General features: G+C 70.0%; 21 protein-coding genes. 12 read left to right on the forward strand and 9 right to left on the reverse strand.

All coding sequences use genetic code 11. The features are described 5' to 3' along the window. Positions 1-205: 205 nt before the first annotated feature. Positions 206-1,798, forward strand: a complete 1,593-nt coding sequence (locus ACIA5C_RS26790) for a DNRLRE domain-containing protein (RefSeq protein WP_396059239.1) — start codon at positions 206-208, stop codon at positions 1,796-1,798. A gap of 59 nt (positions 1,799-1,857) precedes the next feature. Here ACIA5C_RS26790 and ACIA5C_RS26795 read toward each other — a convergent pair whose 3' ends face one another. Together ACIA5C_RS26795 and ACIA5C_RS26800 are read right to left on the reverse strand one after the other, a co-directional pair. After that, positions 1,858-2,610: a class I SAM-dependent methyltransferase gene (locus ACIA5C_RS26795; RefSeq protein WP_396059241.1), complete on the reverse strand. Its 753-nt coding sequence runs from the start codon at positions 2,608-2,610 to the stop codon at positions 1,858-1,860. 14 nt (positions 2,611-2,624) lie between these two features. Beyond that, positions 2,625-3,380 carry an SDR family oxidoreductase gene (locus tag ACIA5C_RS26800; RefSeq protein WP_396059243.1) on the reverse strand — a complete coding sequence of 252 codons (756 nt, stop codon included), beginning with the start codon at positions 3,378-3,380 and terminating at the stop codon, positions 2,625-2,627. A 95-nt stretch (positions 3,381-3,475) separates the two neighbouring features. Between ACIA5C_RS26800 and mshA the strand changes: the two genes are divergently transcribed. Then, complete coding sequence (gene mshA / locus ACIA5C_RS26805; protein ID WP_396059245.1) at positions 3,476-4,795, forward strand: D-inositol-3-phosphate glycosyltransferase; 1,320 nt, start codon at positions 3,476-3,478, stop codon at positions 4,793-4,795. After that, entirely contained in the window at positions 4,789-5,274 is a 486-nt protein-coding gene (locus ACIA5C_RS26810; protein WP_396059247.1) for a YbjN domain-containing protein, read from the forward strand. Before mshA ends, ACIA5C_RS26810 begins: the two co-directional genes overlap by 7 nt. A 689-nt stretch (positions 5,275-5,963) precedes the next feature. On the opposite strand, the gene ACIA5C_RS26815 is transcribed toward ACIA5C_RS26810, so the two are convergent. Then, complete coding sequence (locus ACIA5C_RS26815; RefSeq protein ID WP_396059249.1) at positions 5,964-7,208, reverse strand: MDR family MFS transporter; 1,245 nt, start codon at positions 7,206-7,208, stop codon at positions 5,964-5,966. 1 nt (position 7,209) lies between these two features. After that, positions 7,210-8,496, reverse strand: a complete 1,287-nt coding sequence (locus ACIA5C_RS26820; RefSeq protein WP_396059251.1) for an MDR family MFS transporter — start codon at positions 8,494-8,496, stop codon at positions 7,210-7,212. A 141-nt stretch (positions 8,497-8,637) separates the two neighbouring features. Here ACIA5C_RS26820 and ACIA5C_RS26825 point away from each other — a divergent pair, with 141 nt between their 5' ends. Beyond that, positions 8,638-9,384, forward strand: coding sequence for a phosphoglyceromutase (locus ACIA5C_RS26825; protein ID WP_396059253.1), 747 nt, complete (start codon positions 8,638-8,640; stop codon positions 9,382-9,384). A gap of 85 nt (positions 9,385-9,469) precedes the next feature. Here ACIA5C_RS26825 and phoU read toward each other — a convergent pair whose 3' ends face one another. After that, the gene (gene phoU / locus ACIA5C_RS26830) at positions 9,470-10,123 is read right to left on the reverse strand and encodes a phosphate signaling complex protein PhoU (protein WP_396059255.1); all 654 of its coding nucleotides are present in this window, start codon (positions 10,121-10,123) and stop codon (positions 9,470-9,472) included. Between the two features lie 198 nt (positions 10,124-10,321). On the opposite strand from phoU, the gene ACIA5C_RS26835 reads away from it, so the two are divergent. Continuing rightward, positions 10,322-11,629: a sensor histidine kinase gene (locus ACIA5C_RS26835; RefSeq protein WP_396059257.1), complete on the forward strand. Its 1,308-nt coding sequence runs from the start codon at positions 10,322-10,324 to the stop codon at positions 11,627-11,629. A 32-nt stretch (positions 11,630-11,661) separates the two neighbouring features. Continuing rightward, positions 11,662-12,345, forward strand: coding sequence for a response regulator (locus tag ACIA5C_RS26840; RefSeq protein WP_396059662.1), 684 nt, complete (start codon positions 11,662-11,664; stop codon positions 12,343-12,345). Positions 12,346-12,353: 8 nt separating this feature from the next. Here the strand turns inward: ACIA5C_RS26840 and ACIA5C_RS26845 are convergent, their stop codons facing one another. Together ACIA5C_RS26845 and ACIA5C_RS26850 are read right to left on the reverse strand one after the other, a co-directional pair. After that, positions 12,354-12,632: a hypothetical protein gene (locus ACIA5C_RS26845; RefSeq protein ID WP_396059259.1), complete on the reverse strand. Its 279-nt coding sequence runs from the start codon at positions 12,630-12,632 to the stop codon at positions 12,354-12,356. Positions 12,633-12,679: 47 nt separating this feature from the next. Beyond that, complete coding sequence (locus tag ACIA5C_RS26850; protein ID WP_396059261.1) at positions 12,680-13,567, reverse strand: hypothetical protein; 888 nt, start codon at positions 13,565-13,567, stop codon at positions 12,680-12,682. Between the two features lie 111 nt (positions 13,568-13,678). Between ACIA5C_RS26850 and ACIA5C_RS26855 the strand changes: the two genes are divergently transcribed. Beyond that, positions 13,679-14,500, forward strand: coding sequence for a sugar phosphate isomerase/epimerase family protein (locus ACIA5C_RS26855; RefSeq protein WP_396059263.1), 822 nt, complete (start codon positions 13,679-13,681; stop codon positions 14,498-14,500). A 222-nt stretch (positions 14,501-14,722) separates the two neighbouring features. Here ACIA5C_RS26855 and ACIA5C_RS26860 read toward each other — a convergent pair whose 3' ends face one another. Continuing rightward, complete coding sequence (locus ACIA5C_RS26860; RefSeq protein ID WP_396059265.1) at positions 14,723-15,253, reverse strand: CGNR zinc finger domain-containing protein; 531 nt, start codon at positions 15,251-15,253, stop codon at positions 14,723-14,725. 112 nt (positions 15,254-15,365) lie between these two features. On the opposite strand from ACIA5C_RS26860, the gene ACIA5C_RS26865 reads away from it, so the two are divergent. The 5 genes from ACIA5C_RS26865 to ACIA5C_RS26885 all read left to right on the forward strand — a co-directional run bounded on the left by ACIA5C_RS26865 (position 15,366) and on the right by ACIA5C_RS26885 (position 19,204). After that, the gene (locus tag ACIA5C_RS26865; protein ID WP_396059267.1) at positions 15,366-16,286 is read left to right on the forward strand and encodes a proline dehydrogenase family protein; all 921 of its coding nucleotides are present in this window, start codon (positions 15,366-15,368) and stop codon (positions 16,284-16,286) included. A gap of 185 nt (positions 16,287-16,471) precedes the next feature. Beyond that, positions 16,472-16,681, forward strand: coding sequence for a helix-turn-helix domain-containing protein (locus ACIA5C_RS26870; RefSeq protein ID WP_364097062.1), 210 nt, complete (start codon positions 16,472-16,474; stop codon positions 16,679-16,681). Positions 16,682-16,889: 208 nt separating this feature from the next. Further along, the gene (locus ACIA5C_RS26875; protein WP_007465623.1) at positions 16,890-16,991 is read left to right on the forward strand and encodes a 30S ribosomal protein bS22; all 102 of its coding nucleotides are present in this window, start codon (positions 16,890-16,892) and stop codon (positions 16,989-16,991) included. Positions 16,992-17,087: 96 nt separating this feature from the next. Next, positions 17,088-18,185 carry an NAD-dependent epimerase/dehydratase family protein gene (locus ACIA5C_RS26880; protein WP_396059270.1) on the forward strand — a complete coding sequence of 366 codons (1,098 nt, stop codon included), beginning with the start codon at positions 17,088-17,090 and terminating at the stop codon, positions 18,183-18,185. Next, positions 18,182-19,204 (forward strand): lysophospholipid acyltransferase family protein, encoded by a 1,023-nt coding sequence (locus ACIA5C_RS26885; RefSeq protein WP_396059272.1) that lies wholly within the window; start codon positions 18,182-18,184, stop codon positions 19,202-19,204. The genes ACIA5C_RS26880 and ACIA5C_RS26885 overlap by 4 nt, the downstream gene beginning before the upstream one ends. A gap of 66 nt (positions 19,205-19,270) precedes the next feature. Here ACIA5C_RS26885 and ACIA5C_RS26890 read toward each other — a convergent pair whose 3' ends face one another. After that, the gene (locus tag ACIA5C_RS26890; RefSeq protein WP_396059273.1) at positions 19,271-20,548 is read right to left on the reverse strand and encodes a DUF5667 domain-containing protein; all 1,278 of its coding nucleotides are present in this window, start codon (positions 20,546-20,548) and stop codon (positions 19,271-19,273) included. Between the last annotated feature and the right edge of the window lie 96 nt (positions 20,549-20,644).

Here is a 20,644-nt window from a genome sequence, read left to right on the forward strand (position 1 = left end):
CCACAGCAGCGCCGCCCGCCGACCGCGGGCGGCGCTTCTTTTCGGCGCGACTGTCCACAATGGCCGCTACCCACCTGCACCCGTCCGAAGGCTTCACCGGCACCCCCGACGACCGACCTTGGGAACTCGAACGATCGATCCACGGGGAGGACGACACGTGTTTGCCAGGAAGGCATTGATTGGTGCGACCGCGGCCGGAGTGGCCGTGAGCGCCGGGTTCACTGTGATGACCGCGGGGGCGGCCGGCGCGGTGACGGCGGAGGCGCACACGATCGCCGCGAGCGAGGACGCGTACGTGTCGAGCACGCGCACCGGCGACAACTTCGGCACTGCCGACAAGCTGGTGGTGGGCACTTCGGACGGCGAGACGCGCACGGCGTACGTGAAGTTCGTCGTGCCGGCGTTGCCGGCCGGCGCTGCCGTGGCCCAGGCCCAGCTCACCGTGCGGGTGGACGGCCCGGTCGACGCTTCGCGGCTGACCGCCTACCCGGTCACCGGCGCCTGGACCGAGACCACGATCACCGGCGGCAAGCTGCCCGCGACCGGTGGGACCGCGGCCGGCTCGGTGCTGCCGAAGGGTGGCGACACGTTCCTCACCGTCGACGTCTCGCCGGCGGTCAAGACGGCGGGCACCTACTCGTTCGTCCTCAAGTCGGCGGCGACCAACGCGGTCACGCGTCTGCGTTCCTCGGAGTACGTGGCCACCGAGCAGCGCCCGCAACTCGAGGTCAACTACACCGTGCCGACGACGGCGCCCACCACCGCGCCGACCACCAAGGCCCCGACCACCGCGCCGACGACGGCGCCAACGACCAAGGCCCCTACCACCGCTCCGACGACGAGTGCCCCGCCGACCTGCACCACCGGCGCGCTGCTCGTGCCGACCTGCGGCGTGCTGTGGGGCGCCGCGGCCGGTGGCTTCACCGACGCCCCGCGGGACCAGGCCCTCAAGGACTGGGAGGCCCTGACCGGCCGCACCGCGACGATCTACCACACGTACCACAAGGGCGACGAGAAGTTCCCGACCCCGGCCGAGATCGCCATGACCCAGGATGCCGCCCACCCGCGGGTCCTGATGCTCAACTGGAAGGTCTCGTACGGCTCGACCTGGGCCAAGACCGCCGCCGGCGCCCAGGACGCGCGCATCGACGCCTGGGCCAACTTCGTCAAGGCGAACTACCCGACCAAGAAGTTCTTCCTGGTGCTGCACCACGAGCCGGAGAACGACGTGGACGCCACGGCCGGTTCCGGGATGACCGCCAAGGACTATGCCGCCATGTACCGCCACGTGATCCTGCGCCTGCGCGCCGACAAGGTCACCAACGTGGTCAACGTGCTCGCCTACATGGGCAACGAGAAGTGGATGGCCCAGTCCTGGTGGAAGGACCTCTACCCGGGTGACGACGTCGTCGACTGGGTCGGCCTCGACTCGTACGTGAGCGTGGAGAAGGGCTACTACCACTACGGCGACTTCGGCGGCCTGCTCGACCGGCAGCCGACCGGCGGCGGCCTCGGCTTCTACGAGTGGTCGGTCAAGAACCACCCGAGCAAGCCGATCATGGTCGCCGAGTGGGGCATGTACCACCGGCTGGCCTATCCGACCAGCAAGGCGGCCGCCTACAACACGGTGGTCCCGCAGCTGGTCAAGCACCCGCAGGTGAAGGGCGTCGTCTACTTCGACACCGCGAGTGACGACAGCGGCGACCGCAACATCGCGGTCAACTCGACCGCGGACAGCCTGACCGCGTTCAAGCAGGTCGCCGCGAACCCGATCTTCAACGTGAAGCTCGCCAACTAAAGACGTTACTCACCCCCTGGGGTCGGGCCGGTCCGCTGCGGAGGACCGGCCCGATCTTTTTAGCCAGGCCAGGGAAGGCTGATCTCGCCGAGGCGCCAGCGATGCGGCCCGTCCAGCACCGGCAGCCCTTCGTCGCGAAGTCGTCGTGCGGTCGCCAGCCAGCGCTGGCGCGGCCCGAACGGGGTCGCCTCGGTCTCCCACGCCCGGCCGAGCGCGAGCAGCAGATCGTGGATCGGATGCCCGGGCACGTTGTGGTGGATCAGCGCCTTCGGCAGCCGCTCGGCGAAGGTCGCCGGATGGTCCAGGTCGGACAGCCGGGCCGAGAAGGTCAGCGTCGACGGCCGGCCGGCCGACACGACCGCCCAGGTGGCGATGCGGCCCAACTCGTCGCAGGTGCCCTCGATCAGCACGGCCCCGGTGGCGGTCATCGCTTGCCAGGCCGCGGTCACCTCCGACTCGTCGTACTGCCGGAGCACGTTGAAGGCGCGCACGACGACCGGGCTCAGGCCGGCCAGTTCGAAGCCGCCGCGGCGGAACTCGAGACCGGGCGGATCGGCGTAGGGCTGCGCGGCTTCCACGCGTACGGGATCGATCTCCAAACCGACCACCGCGACGTCTCGTCGCACCGAGGCCGCAAGGCGGCCTCGGAGTTCCACCGCCGTGACCGGCGTCGCGCCGTAACCCAGATCGATGACCATCGGTTGCGCTGCGTTCCGCAGCAGCTCACCGCACCGGTACGCGATGAAGTTGTCGACCCGGCGCAACCGGTTGGGGTTGGTCGTGCCGCGCGTGATCTCACCGACCGGCTTCACAGCTGTTACGTTTTCTACTTCTCGCGGTGCACTTTGTGCTGGGCGGCCTGGGCGATCGGCCGCACGACGAGCCGGTCGATGTTGACGTGCTGGGGCCGGGTCACCGCGAACGTGATCAGGTCGGCGATGTCGTCGGCGACCAGCGGCTCGGCCACGCCCTCGTAAACCTTGTCGGCCGCCGCCTGATCGCCGCCGAACCGCTTGAGCGCGAACTCGTCCGTCCGCACCATGCCCGGGTCGATCTCGATCACCCGCACCGGCCTGCCGACGATCTCCAACCGCAGCGTGCCGACCAGGGCGCCCTGCGCGTGCTTGGCCGCCGCATATCCGCCGCCGCCCTCGTAGACGACGAACGCCGCCGTCGACCCGACCGTCACGATCGAGCCGGCTCCGCTCGCCTCCAACGCCGGGAGCAGGGCCTTCGTCACCCGGAGCGTGCCGAGCACGTTCACGTCGTACATCCATTGCCAGTCCTCGACCGAGCCGGTCGCGACCTGGTCGAGGCCCTTCGCCCCGCCCGCGTTGTTGACCAGAACCGTGACCGGACCGCCCAGCCCGGCCACCTCGGCGGCCAGCCCGGCCACCGAGGCGTCCGAGGTCACGTCGCACTCGACCGCGGTCGCCGCCGGGCCGATCTCCTTGACCAGCGCCGCCAGCCGGTCGGCCCGCCGGGCCGCCGCGACGACGTGGAAACCCTCGGCGGCGAGCCGGCGGGCCGTGGCCTCGCCGATCCCGCTCGACGCACCAGTGACGACCGCGATCTTCTGCATGCCACCGATCCTCTCCTAATGACCTGCATCACCCACAACCGCCTGCAGCGTGGTTCACGCCGCCCCGATGGGGAAGATGAACCACGGCGTAACAGTTGCACGTTACGTTTGACCGTTACCCCGGAGGAAAAATCGTGGCTGAGTGGCCGGCCCCCCGCCGCATCGCCACCCTCTCGGTGCACACATCTCCCCTCGAACAACCGGGCACCGGTGACGCGGGCGGCATGAACGTGTACATCGTCGAGGTCTCGAAGCGACTGGCCAAGTTCGGCGTCGAGGTGGAGATCTTCACCCGCGCCACCCGAGGCGAATTGCCGCCCGTGGTCGAAATGGCGCCCGGAGTGAAGGTCCGGCATGTCAATGCCGGACCGCTCGAGGGCCTGTCCAAGGAGGAACTTCCCTCCCAGCTGTGCGCCTTCACCAACGGGGTGCTGCGCGCCGAGGCGGCCCACCCGCCCGGCTACTACGATCTGATCCACTCCCACTACTGGCTGTCCGGGCAGGTCGGCTGGCTGGCCCGGGAGCGCTGGGGCGTGCCGCACGTGCACACCGCACATACCCTGGCCAAGGTCAAGAACCGGCTGATCGCCGACGGCGACCGGCCCGAGCCCAAGGCCCGGGTGATCGGCGAGGAGCAGGTGATCGCCGAGTCCGACCGCCTGGTCGCCAACACCCGCTTCGAGGCTGCCGACCTGGTCGGCTCGTACGACGCCGACCCCGCGCGGGTTGCCGTCGTGGAGCCGGGCGTCGACCTGGACCGGTTCCGTCCCGGCCGCGCCGACCGGGCCGCCCTGGGGCTTCCCGCCACCGGCAAGATCGTCGCGTTCGTCGGCCGCATCCAGCCGCTCAAGGGCCCGGACGTGCTGGTCAGCGCCCTGGCCTGCCTCAAGGCGATGTCCGACCAGGACGTCACCGTGGTCATCTGTGGCGGCCCGAGCGGCAGCGGCCTCGACCGGCCGACCGCGCTGATGGAACTCGCCGCCTCGCTCGGCGTCGCCGGCTCGGTGAAGTTCCTGCCCCCGCAGACCGGTGACGACCTGGCCCGCCTGTACCGGACGGCCGACCTGGTCGCGGTGCCATCGCACAGCGAGTCGTTCGGGCTGGTCGCGCTGGAAGCGCAGGCCTGCGGCACGCCGGTGGTGGCGGCCGCGGTCGGCGGGCTGGTCACCGCGGTGAAGGACGGCGTCAGCGGGGTGTTGATCGACGGGCACGACCCGCGCGACTGGGCCCGGGTGTTCGACAACCTGCTCGCCGCTCCGCGGCATCGCGCGGTGCTGGCGGCGGGTGCGGTCGCGCATGCCGCCGACTTCTCGTGGGACCGTACGGCCGAGGCTCTGCTCCGGGTCTACGGTGAGGCCGTGACCGACCACCGCACGCTGATCGCCGCCCGTCTCGACGAGGCGTGCATATGGTGACCGACCTGATCGAAAGGGTCCTGGCCGAGCGCGAGCTGGAGTGGGACTCGACCGGCCCGGGCGCCTACGTGGTGACGCTGCCGGGCACCCACAAGCTGAAGACCGCGTGCAACCTGATCGTCGGCGAGCACGCGCTGCGCATCGAGGCGTTCGTGATGCGCCAGCCCGACGAGCGCCGCGAGGACCTGTGGGCCTGGCTGCTGCGCCGCAACGCCCGCATGTACGGCGTCTCGTTCTCGATCGACGCGGTCGGCGACGTCTACCTGACCGGGCGGATGTCGTTGAAGGGCCTCGACGAGGACGAACTCGACCGGATCCTCGGTTCGGTGCTGACCTACGCCGACGAGTCGTTCGACACGATGCTCGAGATCGGCTTCGGCACGTCGATCCGCCGGGAATGGGACTGGCGCGTCAAACGAGGCGAATCGGTGGCCAACCTCCAGGCGTTCCGGCATCTGGCCCCGTCGTCGGATGAGTAGCGCACGTCACAATGTCCACCATGGACTGTCGCGCTTAGTGACCTGGCTTACGGTCTCGTAAACAGCAGGTGAATCCACGCCTATTCGGCCGCCGGACTGACAGCCTTTTACCAGGTTGGCGGCCCGTATGAGGGACAGGTGGATCCACCGATCGGCTTTTTTTCGATGGCTGTGATGGTTCAGACAGATGGCAGACAGCCAACTGGCTTGTGGGGTTTGACAGGCCCAACTAGCGTAATCAATGGACGTCGGATCGTTAGTTCGGGGAACTGGTTGATCAGCAATGGTCACCGCGATCGGCGTTTGGGGACGGGTGGCATATGCCGTTGGGGGACGGCGCGACCCGAGACCGGCGGTTAGTGCGGGCGACGCCTATGGGGATGGGCGTCGTCCGCCGCCGCCGGCGAGATCCTCCGGCCCCTTCTGTCCGCAGAAGGCGCGGACCGGGGCGGATCTCATATTTGCGCCTGAACTGTCCGGCCCCGAGACCGACGCCCGCGATCATTCCGGGTCGGGGTCCGGACCCCGGGCGGAATCTGTTCGAAGTCGGCGACAGCACCGCCTTCCCCGCAGGCTGGCACCTGGCCACGTGCGCCGGTGATCCGCCGCTCCGGCGCCCTCGATCCGCGGCGAGCAACCGCCTCCGCTCGATGGACCACGCATTCGCCGCCGGCGTCGGGCGGGGCGGGTCAAGCGGCTGAGTCCGGGACCTTACCGGCGTTGTTCGCGGGTCGGCCGGCATTTGCAGCGGCGACCCGCCGCTCCCGGCGTGGGCCCGCGACCAGGTGCAAGACTGCCGCGGCCAGGGCCAGCGCCGCCACGAGCAGCCAGTGGGTGTTGCCGAAGAACTGCAGGCTGGCGCCGCCCATCGTAGGGGCCAGGAAGGCCGCCGCCGGGAAGGTCAGGAAGAAGACGGCCTGGTAGCGGCCGCGCAACACGGCCGGTGCCAGCTCGGCGTTGATCTCGGCGTTCGGGGGCGCGGCCAGCATGCTGCCCACCGTCCAGATCGCCGCGGCGCCCAAATACGCCCACTCGTGTGAAGCGACCGACAGCGACGCGAAGCCTGCTGCCATCGCGACCATCGAGGCGGCCAGGACGCGGTCCTTGCGGTGGCCGTCGATCAGGCGCGGCACGAACAGCTGGCCTAGGACGATCATGATGCCGCCGAGGGCGACCACCACGCCGTACGCCGACGGTCCGAGACCGTCCGCCCGCATCGCCAGCGGCACGATCGTGTTTGTCTGGCTGTAGATCAGCGCCTGCATCAGGGTCAGCCCGACGAACGCCAGGAAGATCCGGTCATTGAACACCGTGCGCAGGCCCCGCCCGGTGGCCCCGACGTGCACCACGCCGCGCTTCAGGGTCTCCGGCACCTTCCAGGCGATCACGAGCACGGTGGTCAGGGTGGTCGCGGCGTCGATCAGGAAGAGGCCGACGTAGCTCCACGACGCCAGCACCCCGGCCAGCAGCGACGCTCCCGCGGTGCCCAGGTTGAAGGCCCAGAACTGCAGGTTGAAGGCGCGCGAACGGCGGCCGGCGGGGACCACGTCGATGATCGCCGCAACGAACGCCGGACTCGGCGCCGACTGGACCACGCCGAGCAGCGCGCACAGCGCGGCGATCACCCGCAGGTCGGCCGCCACCGCCAGCCCGGCCAGAAACAGAACGCAAGCCAGGTGGGACCAGAGCAGGGTGCGGCGGCGCCCCCATCGATCGGCCAGGACGCCGCCGGCCAGGGTGCCGACCACGCCGCCGATCCCGTACGTGCCGACGATGAGCCCCGCCACCGCGGGTGAGGCGCCCCGCCGCGCGGTCAGGTAGAGCGACAGGAACAGGACCGCGAACCCGCCGACCCGGTTGATCAGGATGCCGGTCCAGAGGTACCAGTACGTCGCGGGCAGCCCGCCGGCGGTCGAGCGCAGCCAGGACCTCACCTCAGTTGACGTGCACGGGAGCGTCGGCGGCCGGCTCGGTCACCGCGGGCGGCAGCGGCTCGATGATCGGCTCGGCGTGTGCCGTCTCGAGGTGGGCCACCCGGCGGGCACGGGCCGGTCCGGTGACCAGGTGCCCGACCGACACCAGCGCGCACACCCCGAAGCAGCCGAGCCAGAGCGCCGCGTCGCCGAGGTGCTGCTGGGTGAGGCCGCCGAGGATCGGGGCGAGCGCGGTGCCGGCCGACCAGTTCAGCGAGTTGAGCCCCTGGTAGCGGCCGCGTAGCTGGGGCGGGGACAGCGCGGCCACGGTGGCCGCGTTGGACGGCGCCTGGAGCATCTCGCCGAGCGTCCAGATCACCACGGTCAGGGCGAAGAACCAGGCCGCGTGGGCGAACGCGACCAGGCCGAAGCCGGCGCCGACGATGAGCGCGGCGACGGCCAGTACCCGGGCCGGGTCGTGGTTGCCGATCAGCTTGGGCACGAACAACTGGCCGAGCACGATCAGCACGCCGTTGACCGCGATGACCCCGCCGTACGTGGCGGCCGACAACCCGTCCGCGGTCATCGTGATCGGCAGCGTCGACATGTGCTGCATCATCACGACGATTCCGCCAAGGCTGATCACGACGTACATCATGAAGGTGCGATCCCGCACGACCGTACCCAAACCGCCTTTGACCTTTTGACCTTTGGAAACGAGCGGGACCTTCGGCTTGGTCTCGGCCAGGAAGATCAGGCTCATCACGGCGGTGATCAGCGTCGTGCCGGCGTCGATCGCGAACAGCAGGAAGTAGTCGGCCTTGGCGGCCAGGCCGGCTCCGACCGCGGAGAGCGCGAAACCCAGGTTGATCGCCCAGTAGTTGAGCGAGTAGGCCCGGACCCGGTCGGCCGTGCCGACAACGTCGATCATCATCGCCTGGAACGCCGGGCGTGCCGCCTCGGTGAGCAGGCCGAGCAGGAACGTGTTGGCGATGATCTGCGGGAAGCTGTGCGCGAAGCCGAGCGCGAGCATCAGCGTGGCCCCGCCGAACTGGGCGATCAGCATCGTCGGCCGGCGCCCCCAGCGGTCGGCCAGTACGCCGCCGACCGTGGTGCCGATCGCGCCGCCAACCCCGTAGAGGCCGATGACCAGGCCGGCCTGGCTCTGGGAGAAGCCGCGCGCGCCGGTCAGATAAATCGCGAGGAAGATCACTACGAACGAGCCGAGGCGGTTGATCAGGGTGCCGGTCCAGAGGAACCAGAACTGCCGGGGCAACCCTCCGGTGGCCGAACGGAACCAGCCTCGCACACGCCCTCCCCGTTATTTGTAAGCAGTGACCACGCTCCATTCCCTTACATCGGCGGGCTCTGCGCAACCGGGTTTCCATGTGTTGGTCGCCACGTGGGGGCCGCAGCAGGCCCGCAACCGGGCTGCGGCACGATGGAGGTCATGACAGGGACCCTGGTGCTGCTTCGGCACGGCGAAAGCGAATGGAACGCCAAGAACCTCTTCACCGGCTGGGTCGACGTGGACCTGAACGCCAAGGGCGAGGCCGAGGCCCGCCGCGGTGGCGAACTGCTGAAAGAGGCCGGCCTGCTCCCCGACGTGCTGCACACCAGCGTGCTACGCCGTGCCATCCAGACCAGCCAGATCGCGCTGCGTGCCCTCGGCCGCGAGTGGATCCCGGTGAGCCGCTCGTGGCGGCTCAACGAGCGCCACTACGGCGCCCTGCAGGGCAAGGACAAGAAGCAGACCCTCGAGGAGTACGGCGAGGAGCAGTTCATGCTCTGGCGCCGGTCGTACGACGTGCCCCCGCCGCCGATCGAGCCCGGTAACGAGTTCGCGCAGTTCGACGACCCGCGGTACGCCAACCTGCCGCCGGAGCTCAAGCCGAAGTCGGAGTGCCTCAAGGACGTGCTGGGCCGCACCCTGCCGTACTGGTACGACGCGATCGTGCCCGACCTGATCGCCGGCAGGACGGTGCTGGTGGCGGCGCACGGCAACTCGCTGCGCGCCATCGTCAAGCACATCGACCAGGTCTCGGACGAGGCGATCGCCAAGCTCAACATCCCGACCGGCATCCCGCTGCGTTACGACCTCGACGCCGACCTGCGTCCGGTCACCCCCGGCGGGGCCTACCTCGACCCCGAGGCGGCCGCCGAAGGCGCCGCGGCCGTGGCCAACCAGGGTCGCTGAACCCCCGACGCACGGCGAAGGCCGGGACACCCCCGTGGTGTCCCGGCCTTCGCTCTCGGCAGCCGCGCGAGCGCTCCTGGGAGGCTCAGCCCTGGCTGCTCACCGGCTGGCCGGTGATGAGGTAGACCATCTGCTCGCCGGCGTTGACCGCGTGGTCGGCGTAGCGCTCATAGAAACGGCCGAGCAGGGCGCCGTCGATCGCGGTCTCGGCACCGTACGGCCAGTCGTCGCTCAGCAGGATCTTGAACAGATCGCGCTCAAGCTGGTCCATCTTGTCGTCGTCGGTCTCCAACTCGGCCGCCTGGCTCGCGTTCGGGCTGGCCAGCACCGACGTGATCTTTTCCGCCATGCGGTCGGCGACGTCGGCCATGCCCTTGAAGACGGCGCGCAGCTCGGCCGGGACGGCCGGCGACGGGTGCCGCCGCTTCGCCGTCTTGGCCACGTGCTCGGCCAGGTCGCCCATCCGCTCGAGATCGGCGGAGATGTGCAGGGCGGTGATCACCATGCGGAGGTCGGAGGCGACCGGCGCCTGGCGGGCGATGGTGTCGGCCACCTTCGTCTCCACCTGGGCGTAGATCGCATCGACCTCGGCGTCGCGTTCGATGACCGACTCGGCCGCCTTGAGGTCGGCGGTGAGCAGCGCGCTCGTGGCCTTGCGCATCGCCGCGCGCACCGCCTCGGCCATGGTCACCAGCAGGCGGCTGACCTCATTGAGGTCGGCCTGGAACTCCTCGCGCATTGTCTCGTCCCGGGGGTCTCGGGGCCGGCCCCTGGGCAGGGTCGGGCCTTGGTTGCTGTCCACGCTAAGCGTGCAGTGCGGCGCCGACATGAACGGGGATGAACGACGCCGGGCGCAGCGGTGAACATTATTCGACGCGCGCCCGGTATGTCCGGATCAAGCTGGGGTTCAGGTAAACAATGACCCTACGATCGCGGCGTGGACTCGGGGCAGGTCGCTTTGGCACTCCTGGCTGCGCTCACCATCGGTGTGGTCGCAGGAGTGCTCGTCACCCTTGCCCGCAGGTCGCCTGACTCGGTGCACAGCTCTTTGACGCACAGGCCCGAGAACCAGCCACACGAGGAGGGTCGCACCATAGAACCGGACGAGGAGTCGGTTACCGGCAAGAGCGGCATGAAGGGGCTCGGACGCCGCAGCCTCGACTCGCTGCGCGTCGGTGTCGTGGTGCTCGACGCGGAAGACCACCCGGTGCTGGTCAACCCGGCCGCGCGGGCCATGGGCCTGCTGCGCTCGGGCGGGGCGCCCGGCACGATCGCGGCGCACCCCATCCTGCGTACGCTCGCCGGGCAGGTGCGACGCACCGGCGTACGCCGGGAGGTGGAACTCGATCTTCCCCGCGGCCGCGCCGGAGGGGCGCAAGCCCCGCTCGGCCTGCACCTGCGCGCCGTCGCGCTGAACTCGACGCACGTCGCCGTCGAAGCGGCCGACGTCACCGAGTCGCACCGGCTGGCCCGCGTGCGCCGCGACTTCGTGGCCAACGTCAGCCACGAGCTCAAGACCCCGATCGGCGCGCTCCAACTGCTCGCCGAGGCCCTGCTCGACGCGACCGAGCTGCCCGCGGCCGACGCGAACGAGGAACAGAACGAAGACCTTCTGGCCGCCCGCCGGTTCGCCGAACGCATCCACCACGAGTCGGCCCGCATGGGCCGCCTGGTCAGCGAACTGCTCGAACTCACCCGCCTGCAAGGCGCCGAACCGCTGCCGACACCCGAACCGGTCGCCCTCGACTGGGTGATCGCCGAGGTCGTCGACCGCACCCGCACCACCGCCTCGGCCAAGGGCATCGAGGTGGTCTACGCCGGCCCCAAGGGCGCGACCGTCTACGGCAGTGACAGTCAGGTAGCCACCGCGGTGACCAACCTGGTGGAGAACGCCATCGCGTACTCCGGGGAAAACACGAAGGTCTCGATCACTCTGCGTCAGGACGACGACTGGATCGAGATCGACGTGGCCGACCAGGGCATCGGCATCGCGGCGCACGACATCGACCGCATCTTCGAACGGTTCTACCGGGCCGACCAGGCCCGGTCCCGGTCGACCGGCGGGACCGGCCTCGGTCTCGCGATCGTCAAGCACATCGCCACCAACCACGGCGGCCGGGTCGACGTGACCAGCACGCTGGGCGACGGCTCGACGTTCACCTTGCGCCTACCGGCGCGTCCCCCGGAAGCCCCATTGCCGTTACCGACGGCAATTGAGATCGAAACCGGTGCCGCCGGGCACTAGCCCCGGTAAATGAGAACATGGAAGGAACCACATTGGCCCGCGTGCTCGTGGTCGAGGATGAGGAGTCGTTCTCCGACGCCCTGTCGTACATGCTGCGCAAGGAAGGCTTCGAGGTCTCGGTCGCGCCGACCGGCACCTCCGCCCTGACGCAGTTCGACCGGACCGGTGCCGACATCGTGCTGCTCGATCTCATGCTGCCGGAGATGTCCGGCACCGAGGTCTGCCGCCAGCTGCGGCAGCGCTCCGCCGTCCCGATCATCATGGTGACGGCCCGGGACAGCGAGATCGACAAGGTCGTCGGCCTCGAGATCGGCGCCGACGACTACGTGACCAAGCCATACTCTCCGCGCGAGCTGGTCGCCCGCATCCGCGCCGTCCTCCGGCGCCAGGGCACCGACGCACCCGAGGAGGCCACCCCGACGCTGGCCGCCGGCCCGGTCCGGATGGACGTCGAGCGCCACGTGGTGACCGTCGACGGCAGCGGCGTACAGCTGCCGCTGAAGGAGTTCGAACTGCTCGAGCTGCTGCTGCGCAACGCCGGCCGGGTCCTCACCCGCGGCCAGCTGATCGACCGCGTCTGGGGAGCCGACTACGTCGGCGACACCAAGACCCTCGACGTCCACGTCAAGCGGCTGCGCTCCAAGGTGGAGCCGGAGCCGTCGACCCCGCGCTACATCGTCACGGTCCGTGGCCTCGGCTACAAGTTCGAGCCGTAAGCCGCTGCTCAGTACCGGGCCAGGTCCTCGGCGATCGGCCCGGTCCCGGGCACTCGTCGCCACCACCACCCACGCCCCGCGAGGTCGACACCGGCGACCGTAGCCATCCGTCCTCGCGGGTCGTCGACCGTGTAGGACCGGAACTGCTCATCGGTTCCGGCAACCACTTGCTGCATCCGCTCGCGCAACATCGGAGGAAGCCGGCCGAGGGCCGTCTGCACGAAGTCGCGCATGTGAAGGGCGGCGGCGAAGTCATGCTCGGTCCAGACCCTGCGATCCGGGCTCACCTCGAATCGCCGATTACGAATGGCGCCTTCCGGTAGAGCTCCAGCTGTCAAACGCGCTGAGAAGGCTGAGAAGGGGGCGTCGCGGGCTCCCGGCCGCCGCTTTCGCGGGGCAGGGCCCGCTCGGCCGCCTTGGCGGTGGCCGGGTGGATCGCGATCAGGCCCGACTTGATGCGGGCGTCGCAGAGTTCGGCCAGCTTGCGGTACGCCGATTCGCCGATCAGGGCGGTCAGCTCCGGCGCGTACGAGACGTACATCGGGTCGGCGCCGACGTGGGCGTCGGGGGACGAGGTGCACCACCAGTCGAGGTCGTGGCCGCCCGGACCCCAGCCGCGGCGGTCGAACTCGGTCAGCGTCGACTGGAGGATTTTGGTGCCGTCGGGGCGGCTGACCCAGTCCTGTTCGCGGCGGACCGGCAGCTGCCAGCAGACGTCCGGCTTGTAGGTCAGCGGGTGCACGCCGTCGCGCAGGGCCTGGGCGTGCAGGGCGCAGCCGCCCCCGCCCACGAAGTCGGGGTCGTTAAGGAAGACGCACGGGCCGTCGTCGGTGCGGATCGCCGTACGCCGGGCCGGTTTCGAACCGTCGATGGTGTCCATCTCGGTGTAGTTCTTGAAACCGCGCCGGTAGTGCTGCCAGTTTTCCGGGACGAGCTTGGCCGCGGCCGCCTTCACCCGGTTTTCGTCGTCGGGGTCGGTGAAGAACGCACCGTGCGTGCAGCAGCCCTCCTGGGCCCGTCCGGCCACGATGCCGTGGCAGGCGGAGCCGAACACGCACGTCCAGCGGGACAGCAGCCAGGTCAGGTCGGCCCGGACGAGGTGCTGCTCGTCGTCGGGGTCGAGGAATTCGATCCATTCGCGAGGGAAGTCGAGATCGACCTCGTCGGCTCGGGCGGCGGCCGCGGCGGCGCGGGCGCTGCGGATCTGGTCACGGCGACTCACTCGCGACAGCGTACGCGTGCAGGTGACGTGCACACCGTTGGCGCCCGGTATGACAGCATTTACCCTCCTCGTGGGGCTGCGTGGGGGACGGACGGGTCTACCCTTGACCCTGTGAGTTCCCGTGTCCCCGTCCTGCTGTCCAGCTCGTCGGTCTTCCCCGAGCCGACCGCGGCCGCGTTCGAGATGGCCGCGACGGTGGGTTACGACGGGATCGAGGTCATGGTCTGGACCGATCGGGTCAGCCAGGACGCCGGCGCCCTGAAGGGCCTGGCCGAGCACTACGACGTGCCCGTCCTCTCGGTCCACGCCCCCTGCCTGTTGGTGACCCAGCGTGTCTGGAGCCCTGACCCGTGGGAGCGGCTCAACCGGGCCGCCCAGCTCGCCGAGTCGCTCGGTGCGCCGACCGTGGTCGTGCACCCGCCGTTCAGCTGGCAGCGCGACTATGCCAAAAACTTCGTTCCCGGGCTGGCCAAGATGCAGGCCAAGCACCCCGACATCACCTTCGCGATCGAAAACATGTTCCCGGTGAAGATGGCGGGGCGCTGGTTCGTGCCGTACACGCCGGGCTGGGATCCGACCGAGGTGGGCTTCGACGCGTACACCCTCGACCTGTCGCACTGCGCGGCCGCGCGCATCGATTCGCTGGCGATGGCCGACAAGATGGGTGCCGGTCTGCGGCACGTGCATCTGGGTGACGGCACCGGCGAGGCCCGCGACGAGCATCTGGTGCCGGGCCGGGGCAGCCAGCCGTGCGCCGAGGTGCTGCGAACGCTGGCCGCGCGCGGTTTCACCGGCTCGGTCGCGGTCGAGGTCTCGACCCGCAAGGCGCCGAGCCGCGCCGCCCGCGAGGCCGACCTGCGCGAGTCCCTGGCCTTCGCCCGCCGCCACCTGGCCCCAGCCCAGTCAGCAGCCCCCGCAACAACAAGCGCCTGAGGGTTCACCACCCACGGCCTGAGTCACCACACAGGGGTCTGAGCTACCACAGCTCGGTGATTGCCGCCGGTGTTATCGCAGCTGATTTTCTGCCGCCCGTGGTTTTTGCGGGCGGCAGAAAATCATCTCCGATGACACCGGATCCCAGGCAATCACCCGCGGAGCGAAGCGGAGCCAGCAAACTCAGCCAGCAAACTCAGCCAGCAAACTCAGCCAGCAAACTCAGCCGGTAAGCACAGCTCGTTTGCGGGCTCTGTGCGCGGCCACGTGGGAGCGGGTGGCGCAGCGCTCCGAGCAGAACCGCCGGCAGTTGTTGGAAGACGTGTCGAGATAGACGTTGCGGCAGCGCTCGTCGGCGCAGATGCCGAAGCGGGCGCTGCCGTACTCGCACAGCCACACCGACAGGCCCCAGACCGCGCCGGCCAGGTATTCGGCGCTGACCGAGGAGCCGCGGCTGGTCACGTGCATGTGCCAGTCGCTGGCGTCGTGCCCGGAGATGCGTGGCTGGACCGGGAACGCCTCGAGCAGCGAGTTGAGTTCGTTGACCGCGTCGATGTCGCGGCCGGAGGTGCCGTACTCGAAAACCTCGCGCAGCCGGCGCTTGGCCCGGCGGAAGACCGCGAGGTCCTTCTCGCCGACCTCGTCGCGCATCCAGGCCTGGTCGTCGGCGAAGACGGCCTGCAGCCCGGCGAGCTCGTCCATGTCCGCGTTGACGAGGTCGACCGCGGTGCGGGCGTACGCATCGAAGTTCACTCGACAAAGGTAACCGCACCTGTCCCGCACGGACACCGGTCGGTCGTACAGCCGCGCCGTGACGCACCCACAGTGCCGCGAACCGGACAGCTTCTGGCGATACGCTCGCCCCATGCTCCGTTCCGTGTTTCTCGCCGCCGCGCGTTCGTCCCGGCTGGAACGCCTGGTCGGCGCCGTGCCGGCCAGCCGATCCCTGGTCCGTCGTTTCATTGCCGGGGACGACGCCGAGGAGGCCGTGGCCACCGCCCGGGGTCTCGTCGACGACGGTCTCACGATCACGGTCGACTACCTGAGCGCCGAGACCACCACCGCGGAGCAGGCCCGGGCGGTCAAGGACCAATATGTGGCCCTGCTGCGGCGGCTCAAGGGCGCCGGGCTGACGCCCGCCGCCGAGGTCAGCGTCAAACTCTCGGCGGTCGGCCGGCGGCTCGACGACCGGCTCGCTTTGGAGTACGCGTCGGAGATCTGCGCGGCGGCTTCCGAGGCGGGTACGGCGGTGACGCTCGACGCCGAGGACCACGCCGGCACCGACTCGACCCTCGAGATCCTCTTCGAACTGCGCAAAGAGTTCCCCGACACGGGTGCGGTGCTGCAGGCCTACCTCCGGCGTACGGAGGGGGACTGCCGCGAGTTGGCGACTCCCGGCTCCCGGGTGCGGCTGTGCAAGGGCGCCTATTCGGAGCCTGAGTCGGTGGCTTTCCAGGACGCGCTCGACGTCGACAAGTCGTTCGTGCGCTGCCTCAACATCCTGATGTCGGGTGAGGGCTACCCGATGGTCGCCACTCACGATCCGCGGCTGATCGCGATCGCGGAGGACCGGGCGCGCTGGTTCGACCGGGCCGCCGATGAGTACGAGTTTCAGTTCCTGCACGGTGTCCGTCCGGAGGAGCAGGCCCGCCTGGCGGCCGGCGGCAACGTCGTCCGCATCTACCTGCCGTACGGCCACCAGTGGTACCCGTACCTGATGCGGCGGTTCGCAGAGCGGCCCTCCAACGTCACTCTGGTCGTCCGCTCTCTCACCCAACGCCAATAAATTTTCGGTCATAACCCGACATTCCTCGTGTGTCGGGCTTGACTTTTTGAAGGCATTTCACGGAACGCATCGCGTTGGTCACAGCCGTATCGATACCGTTCGGATGACACGCACGTTTTCGCTCCCGCCGCAGGTCATCTCATGCCGCGGCGGCACGTGCCCGCGAAAGGATCGGTGCGAACGACATGACGGGTCCAGCCCAGACCGAGGGGCTCTCCGAGGTGCGGTTCCTGACCGTTGCCGAGGTGGCCGCTCTGATGCGGGTCTCCAAGATGACCGTCTATCGGCTGGTGCACGGCGGCGACCTGACCGCCGTCCGGGTCGGCCGTTCCTTCCGCGTGCCCGAGCACGCGGTCCACGAGTACCTCCGCGGCGCCTTCTCCCAGACGGCGTGACGGCGCAGTAAGCAAGGCCGTCGGTGTGACTGCCGGGGCCCTTTTGGCCCCGTACGCCGACGGCCGGTACGCTGGTGCGGTTGGTTCCCGGTCGGATGCCCGCTCCCCGCGAGCGGCGGCCATGACCGGGACGCCGTCCAGATCGAATGCGGACCGTGCCGGCTGGCACGCCCGGGTTCGACCCACATGGTTTCGAGAGGCTTTTCGTATGGGCTCCGTGGTCAAGAAGCGCCGCAAGCGTATGGCGAAGAAGAAGCACCGCAAGCTGCTGCGCAAGACCCGCGTCCAGCGTCGCCGTCTCGGCAAGTGACGGCCGGCCGGGCGCACGCCCGGCCGTTCCCGCCTTCACTTGCCTACACCTGCCGTGCCTGAAGCGACCGTGCCTGAAGCATCGGAAGGTTCGCCCGTGGTGACCTCACCGCCCCGTGTCGTCGTGGTCACCGGAGTCAGCCGGTTCCTCGGCGCCAGCGTGGCTGCGCGTCTTGCCGCCGACCCTCGGGTCGAGCGTGTCATCGGCCTGGATCCGCACGAGCCGCCCACGGCCCTCGCCGGCCTGCTGGGCGACGTCGAGCTGATCCGGGCCGACGCGCGCGCGGCCAGTGGCGCGCTCGCCGACCTGGGCGCCGAGGCGATCGTGCACCTCGCGGTCACTAGCGCGCCCGATCCGCAGCACGGCGGGCGCTCGGCGATGAAAGAGCAGAACGTCATCGGCACGATGCAGATGCTCGCGGCCGCCCAGGGCGTTCCGACCCTGCGCAAGCTCGTCGTGCGCTCGTCCACCGCGGCGTACGGCGCCTCGTTCCGCGACCCGGCCGTGTTCACCGAGGACACCGAGCCCCGGGCGGTGCCGCGCGGCTCGTTCGCGCGCGACATCCTCGACGTCGAGGGCTACGTCCGCGGGTTCCGCCGCCGCCGGCCGCGGGTCGGTGCGACCGTGCTGCGGTTCGCGCCGTTCATCAGTTCGACTGCCAACACGACGCTGACGCGATACTTCTCCCAGCCGATGGTGCCGACCGTGTTCGGTCGCGACGCCCGGCTGCAGTTCGTGCACGTCGACGATGCCCTCGAGATCCTGCACCGATCGGTGATCGAGGACCATCCGGGCACCTTCAACGTGGCCGGGGCCGGGGTGCTCGCGCTCTCCCAGGCCGTACGCCGGGCGGGCCGGCTCGCGCTGCCGCTGCCCGAGGGCACGCTGTCGACGGTGGCCGCGGTGGCTCGCAACGTCGGCATCGGCCAGATCGGCCTGGATCAGATCGACCTCTTCGTGCACGGCCGGGTCGTGGACACCACCAAGCTCGTACGCGAGTTCGGCTTCACGCCGCGCAGCACGGCGGAGGCGTTCGACGACTTCATCCGCGGCCACGCCAACGGCTCCTCACTGACCGCCGACCGGCTGGCCGCCGCCGAGCACGCGATCCTCGACGGCGTCCGCCGCCTCCGCGCCGCCGCCACCGAGCCCGCCGCCGCGGGTGGGGCAGCCCGGGGAGGGGAGCGGGCGTGAGCCAGGACGAATACCACGAGACATTGCCCGGTCACGCCGACTTCAGGCTGCCCGAGCCGGCTGCTCCGCGAAAGGTCAACGGGCGGCGTCCGATCCCCGAGAAGCCGGTTGGTGCCGGCGAAGTGGCCGCGAACTCTCCGGGTGACCCAGTGGGAGAGGCGACCGGCGCCGACCCGATCGACGTCTGGGATCAGCGGGTTGCGGGGGCGCTGGCGTTCCTGCGCCGGCGGCTGGCCGGGGCGTACGAGGTGGACGACTTCGGCTTCGACCGCGAGTTGACCGACGCGGTCTTCCAGCCGCTGCTGCGGGTGCTCTATCGCGACTGGTTCCGCACCGAGGTCTTCGGCATCGAGCACGTGCCGGCCGACGGCGGCGGGCTGATCGTCGGAAATCACTCCGGCACGCTGGCCGTCGACGCGCTGATGCTGACGGTGGCGATCCGCGACCATCACCCGCGCGAGCGGCACCTGCGTCTGCTCGGCGCCGACCTGGTGTTCCGGGTGCCGTTCCTGAGTGAGCTGGCCCGCAAGTCGGGCGCGACCGTCGCCTGCAACCCCGACGCCGAGCGTCTGATGACCCAGGGCGACCTGGTCGGCGTCTTCCCGGAGGGTTTCAAGGGCATCGGCAAGCGGTTCGCCGACCGCTACAAGCTGCAGCGTTTCGGGCGGGGCGGGTTCGTCTCGGCCGCGCTGCGCACCGGCACCCCGATCGTGCCGGTGGCGATCATCGGCGCCGAGGAGATCTATCCGATCCTGGCCGACGTCAAGCCGCTGGCCCGCCTGCTCGGCATCCCCTATTTCCCGGTGACGCCGACGTTTCCCTGGCTGGGGCCGCTGGGTCTGGTGCCGTTGCCCAGCAAGTGGATGATCCAGTTCTGCGAGCCGATCCCGACCGCTCATCTGCGGGAGTACGCCGACGACCCGATGGTTGTCTACAACCTCGCCGACCAGGTGCGCGAGACGATCCAGGCCACGTTGCACGAGTTGCTGGAGAAGCGCCCCGACCCGTTCGGCATCTGACGAGCTTATAGTGACGAGTGAGGGGCGGACCCGGTATCAGACCGGATGACCGCCCCTCGCCACGTCTCAGTTGCTGCCCAGGATCCCGCCCAGCAGCCCACCGAGAACGCCCTTGCCCTTGTCGACGGTGGTCGTCGGGGCGGGGACCGCGGCGTCGCTCGGAACCAGATCGTTCGGCGCGATGCCGTTCGGTGCGATGCCGGGCGCGAGGACGTCCGGCACGACGCCGCCGTCCATGGTGTCCGCGCCCGAGGTGGCGGCCTTGGTGGAAACCGGCGGCTCGGCGGTGGCCGGCCTGGTGCCGTTGCTTGCGGCGGGTGATGCCGTACGCCTCGGGCGCGCCGAAGTGCCCTCCCGCGGTGACCGTCCGCTCAGCTTGCCGCTGTGCCCGCTCGGCCGGCTGGAGGTCGAGTCGTTGTTGGGCTGGGTCGCGCAGGCGTGCAGCTTCGGCCCGAGCAGGTCGGTGCCGATCGGGCTGACCGACGAGCAGCTCAGCCCGCCGCGCAGGTCGTCGACCCGCTGTTGCACGGCCTCGAGCAGGTTGATCGAGGCCAGCGCCCGGGTGCGGTTGGTCTCGTCGAGCTTGCCCAGCACCGGGCTCAACGTCCGCTGCTGACTCGCGGCGAAGGCGTCGACCGTGGTCAGTGGCTTGGTGTCGTGCCGGGTGACCGCCGAGGTGGTCAGCAGGCTGACCCCCCTGCGGGTCGAGTTGTCCATGTCGTTCAGGACGCTGCCGAACTGCTTGGCGTCGCCCGGCAGCGCGGTCGCCTCGGCGAGCCGGGTGCGGGCGAAGTCGAGTGACAGCTGGCCTCGCGTTACGTCCGAGCCGGCCATCGCCAGCTGGGCCCGCTCGGCGGAGCGCTTGACGCCGTACAGGGCGTCGCCGGGCGCCGCGTTCTCGCTCGCCGCGGAGATCCCGGAGACGGCCATCGCGCCGGCGGCCACGCCGATGACGATCGCGCCCCGAGCCCGGATGCGCCGGCCGCGGAGGCCGAGCGCTGCGAACCGGGAACCGCTCTTGGCGGATGCGGCAGACGGTACGGCCGTCGCGGTCTCGTGGTCGTCCGCGGTGGCGGTCCGGCCGATGCCGTCCCGCTCGGCGGTGGCGACCAGCATGGCCCGCAGGCCGACGCGGAACTCGGGGTCGACCGAGACTCCGGGCCGGGCCGCGGACAGGCTGCTGCCGATGGCGACCAGTTCGGCGAGCTGCTCGTCGGCCGAACCTCGATTGCCCGCGCCTCGAGTGATTGTGCCGCGGGTGCTGTGGTGCCGCCCGCCGCTGCTCTCGTCGAGAAGCTCCGCGAAGCGCTCGGCGCTCCGCCGGTCCAGGAAATCAAAGTTCACCGTGGGCACCTCCCCTCGCTCGTGTCGGTGTCGTCGGCAATATTGCCGACGGGAGCGACAAAACCGGTGGCCGGCAGGGCCGTCCGGGGTCGCACC

Source organism: Actinoplanes sp. NPDC051343 (assembly GCF_044455125.1).
Classification (GTDB): Bacteria; Actinomycetota; Actinomycetes; order Mycobacteriales; family Micromonosporaceae; genus Actinoplanes.

Bases quoted from the DNA above. Each gene is read 5' to 3' on its own strand.
- ACIA5C_RS26800 (WP_396059243.1), bottom strand. From the start codon at position 3,380: ATGCAGAAGATCGCGGTCGTCACTGGTGCGTCGAGCGGGATCGGCGAG.
- ACIA5C_RS26810 (WP_396059247.1), top strand. From the start codon at position 4,789: ATGGTGACCGACCTGATCGAAAGGGTCCTGGCCGAGCGCGAGCTGGAG.
- ACIA5C_RS26825 (WP_396059253.1), top strand. From the start codon at position 8,638: ATGACAGGGACCCTGGTGCTGCTTCGGCACGGCGAAAGCGAATGGAAC.
- phoU (WP_396059255.1), bottom strand. From the start codon at position 10,123: ATGCGCGAGGAGTTCCAGGCCGACCTCAATGAGGTCAGCCGCCTGCTG.
- ACIA5C_RS26865 (WP_396059267.1), top strand. From the start codon at position 15,366: ATGCTCCGTTCCGTGTTTCTCGCCGCCGCGCGTTCGTCCCGGCTGGAA.
- ACIA5C_RS26870 (WP_364097062.1), top strand. From the start codon at position 16,472: ATGACGGGTCCAGCCCAGACCGAGGGGCTCTCCGAGGTGCGGTTCCTG.
- ACIA5C_RS26875 (WP_007465623.1), top strand. From the start codon at position 16,890: ATGGGCTCCGTGGTCAAGAAGCGCCGCAAGCGTATGGCGAAGAAGAAG.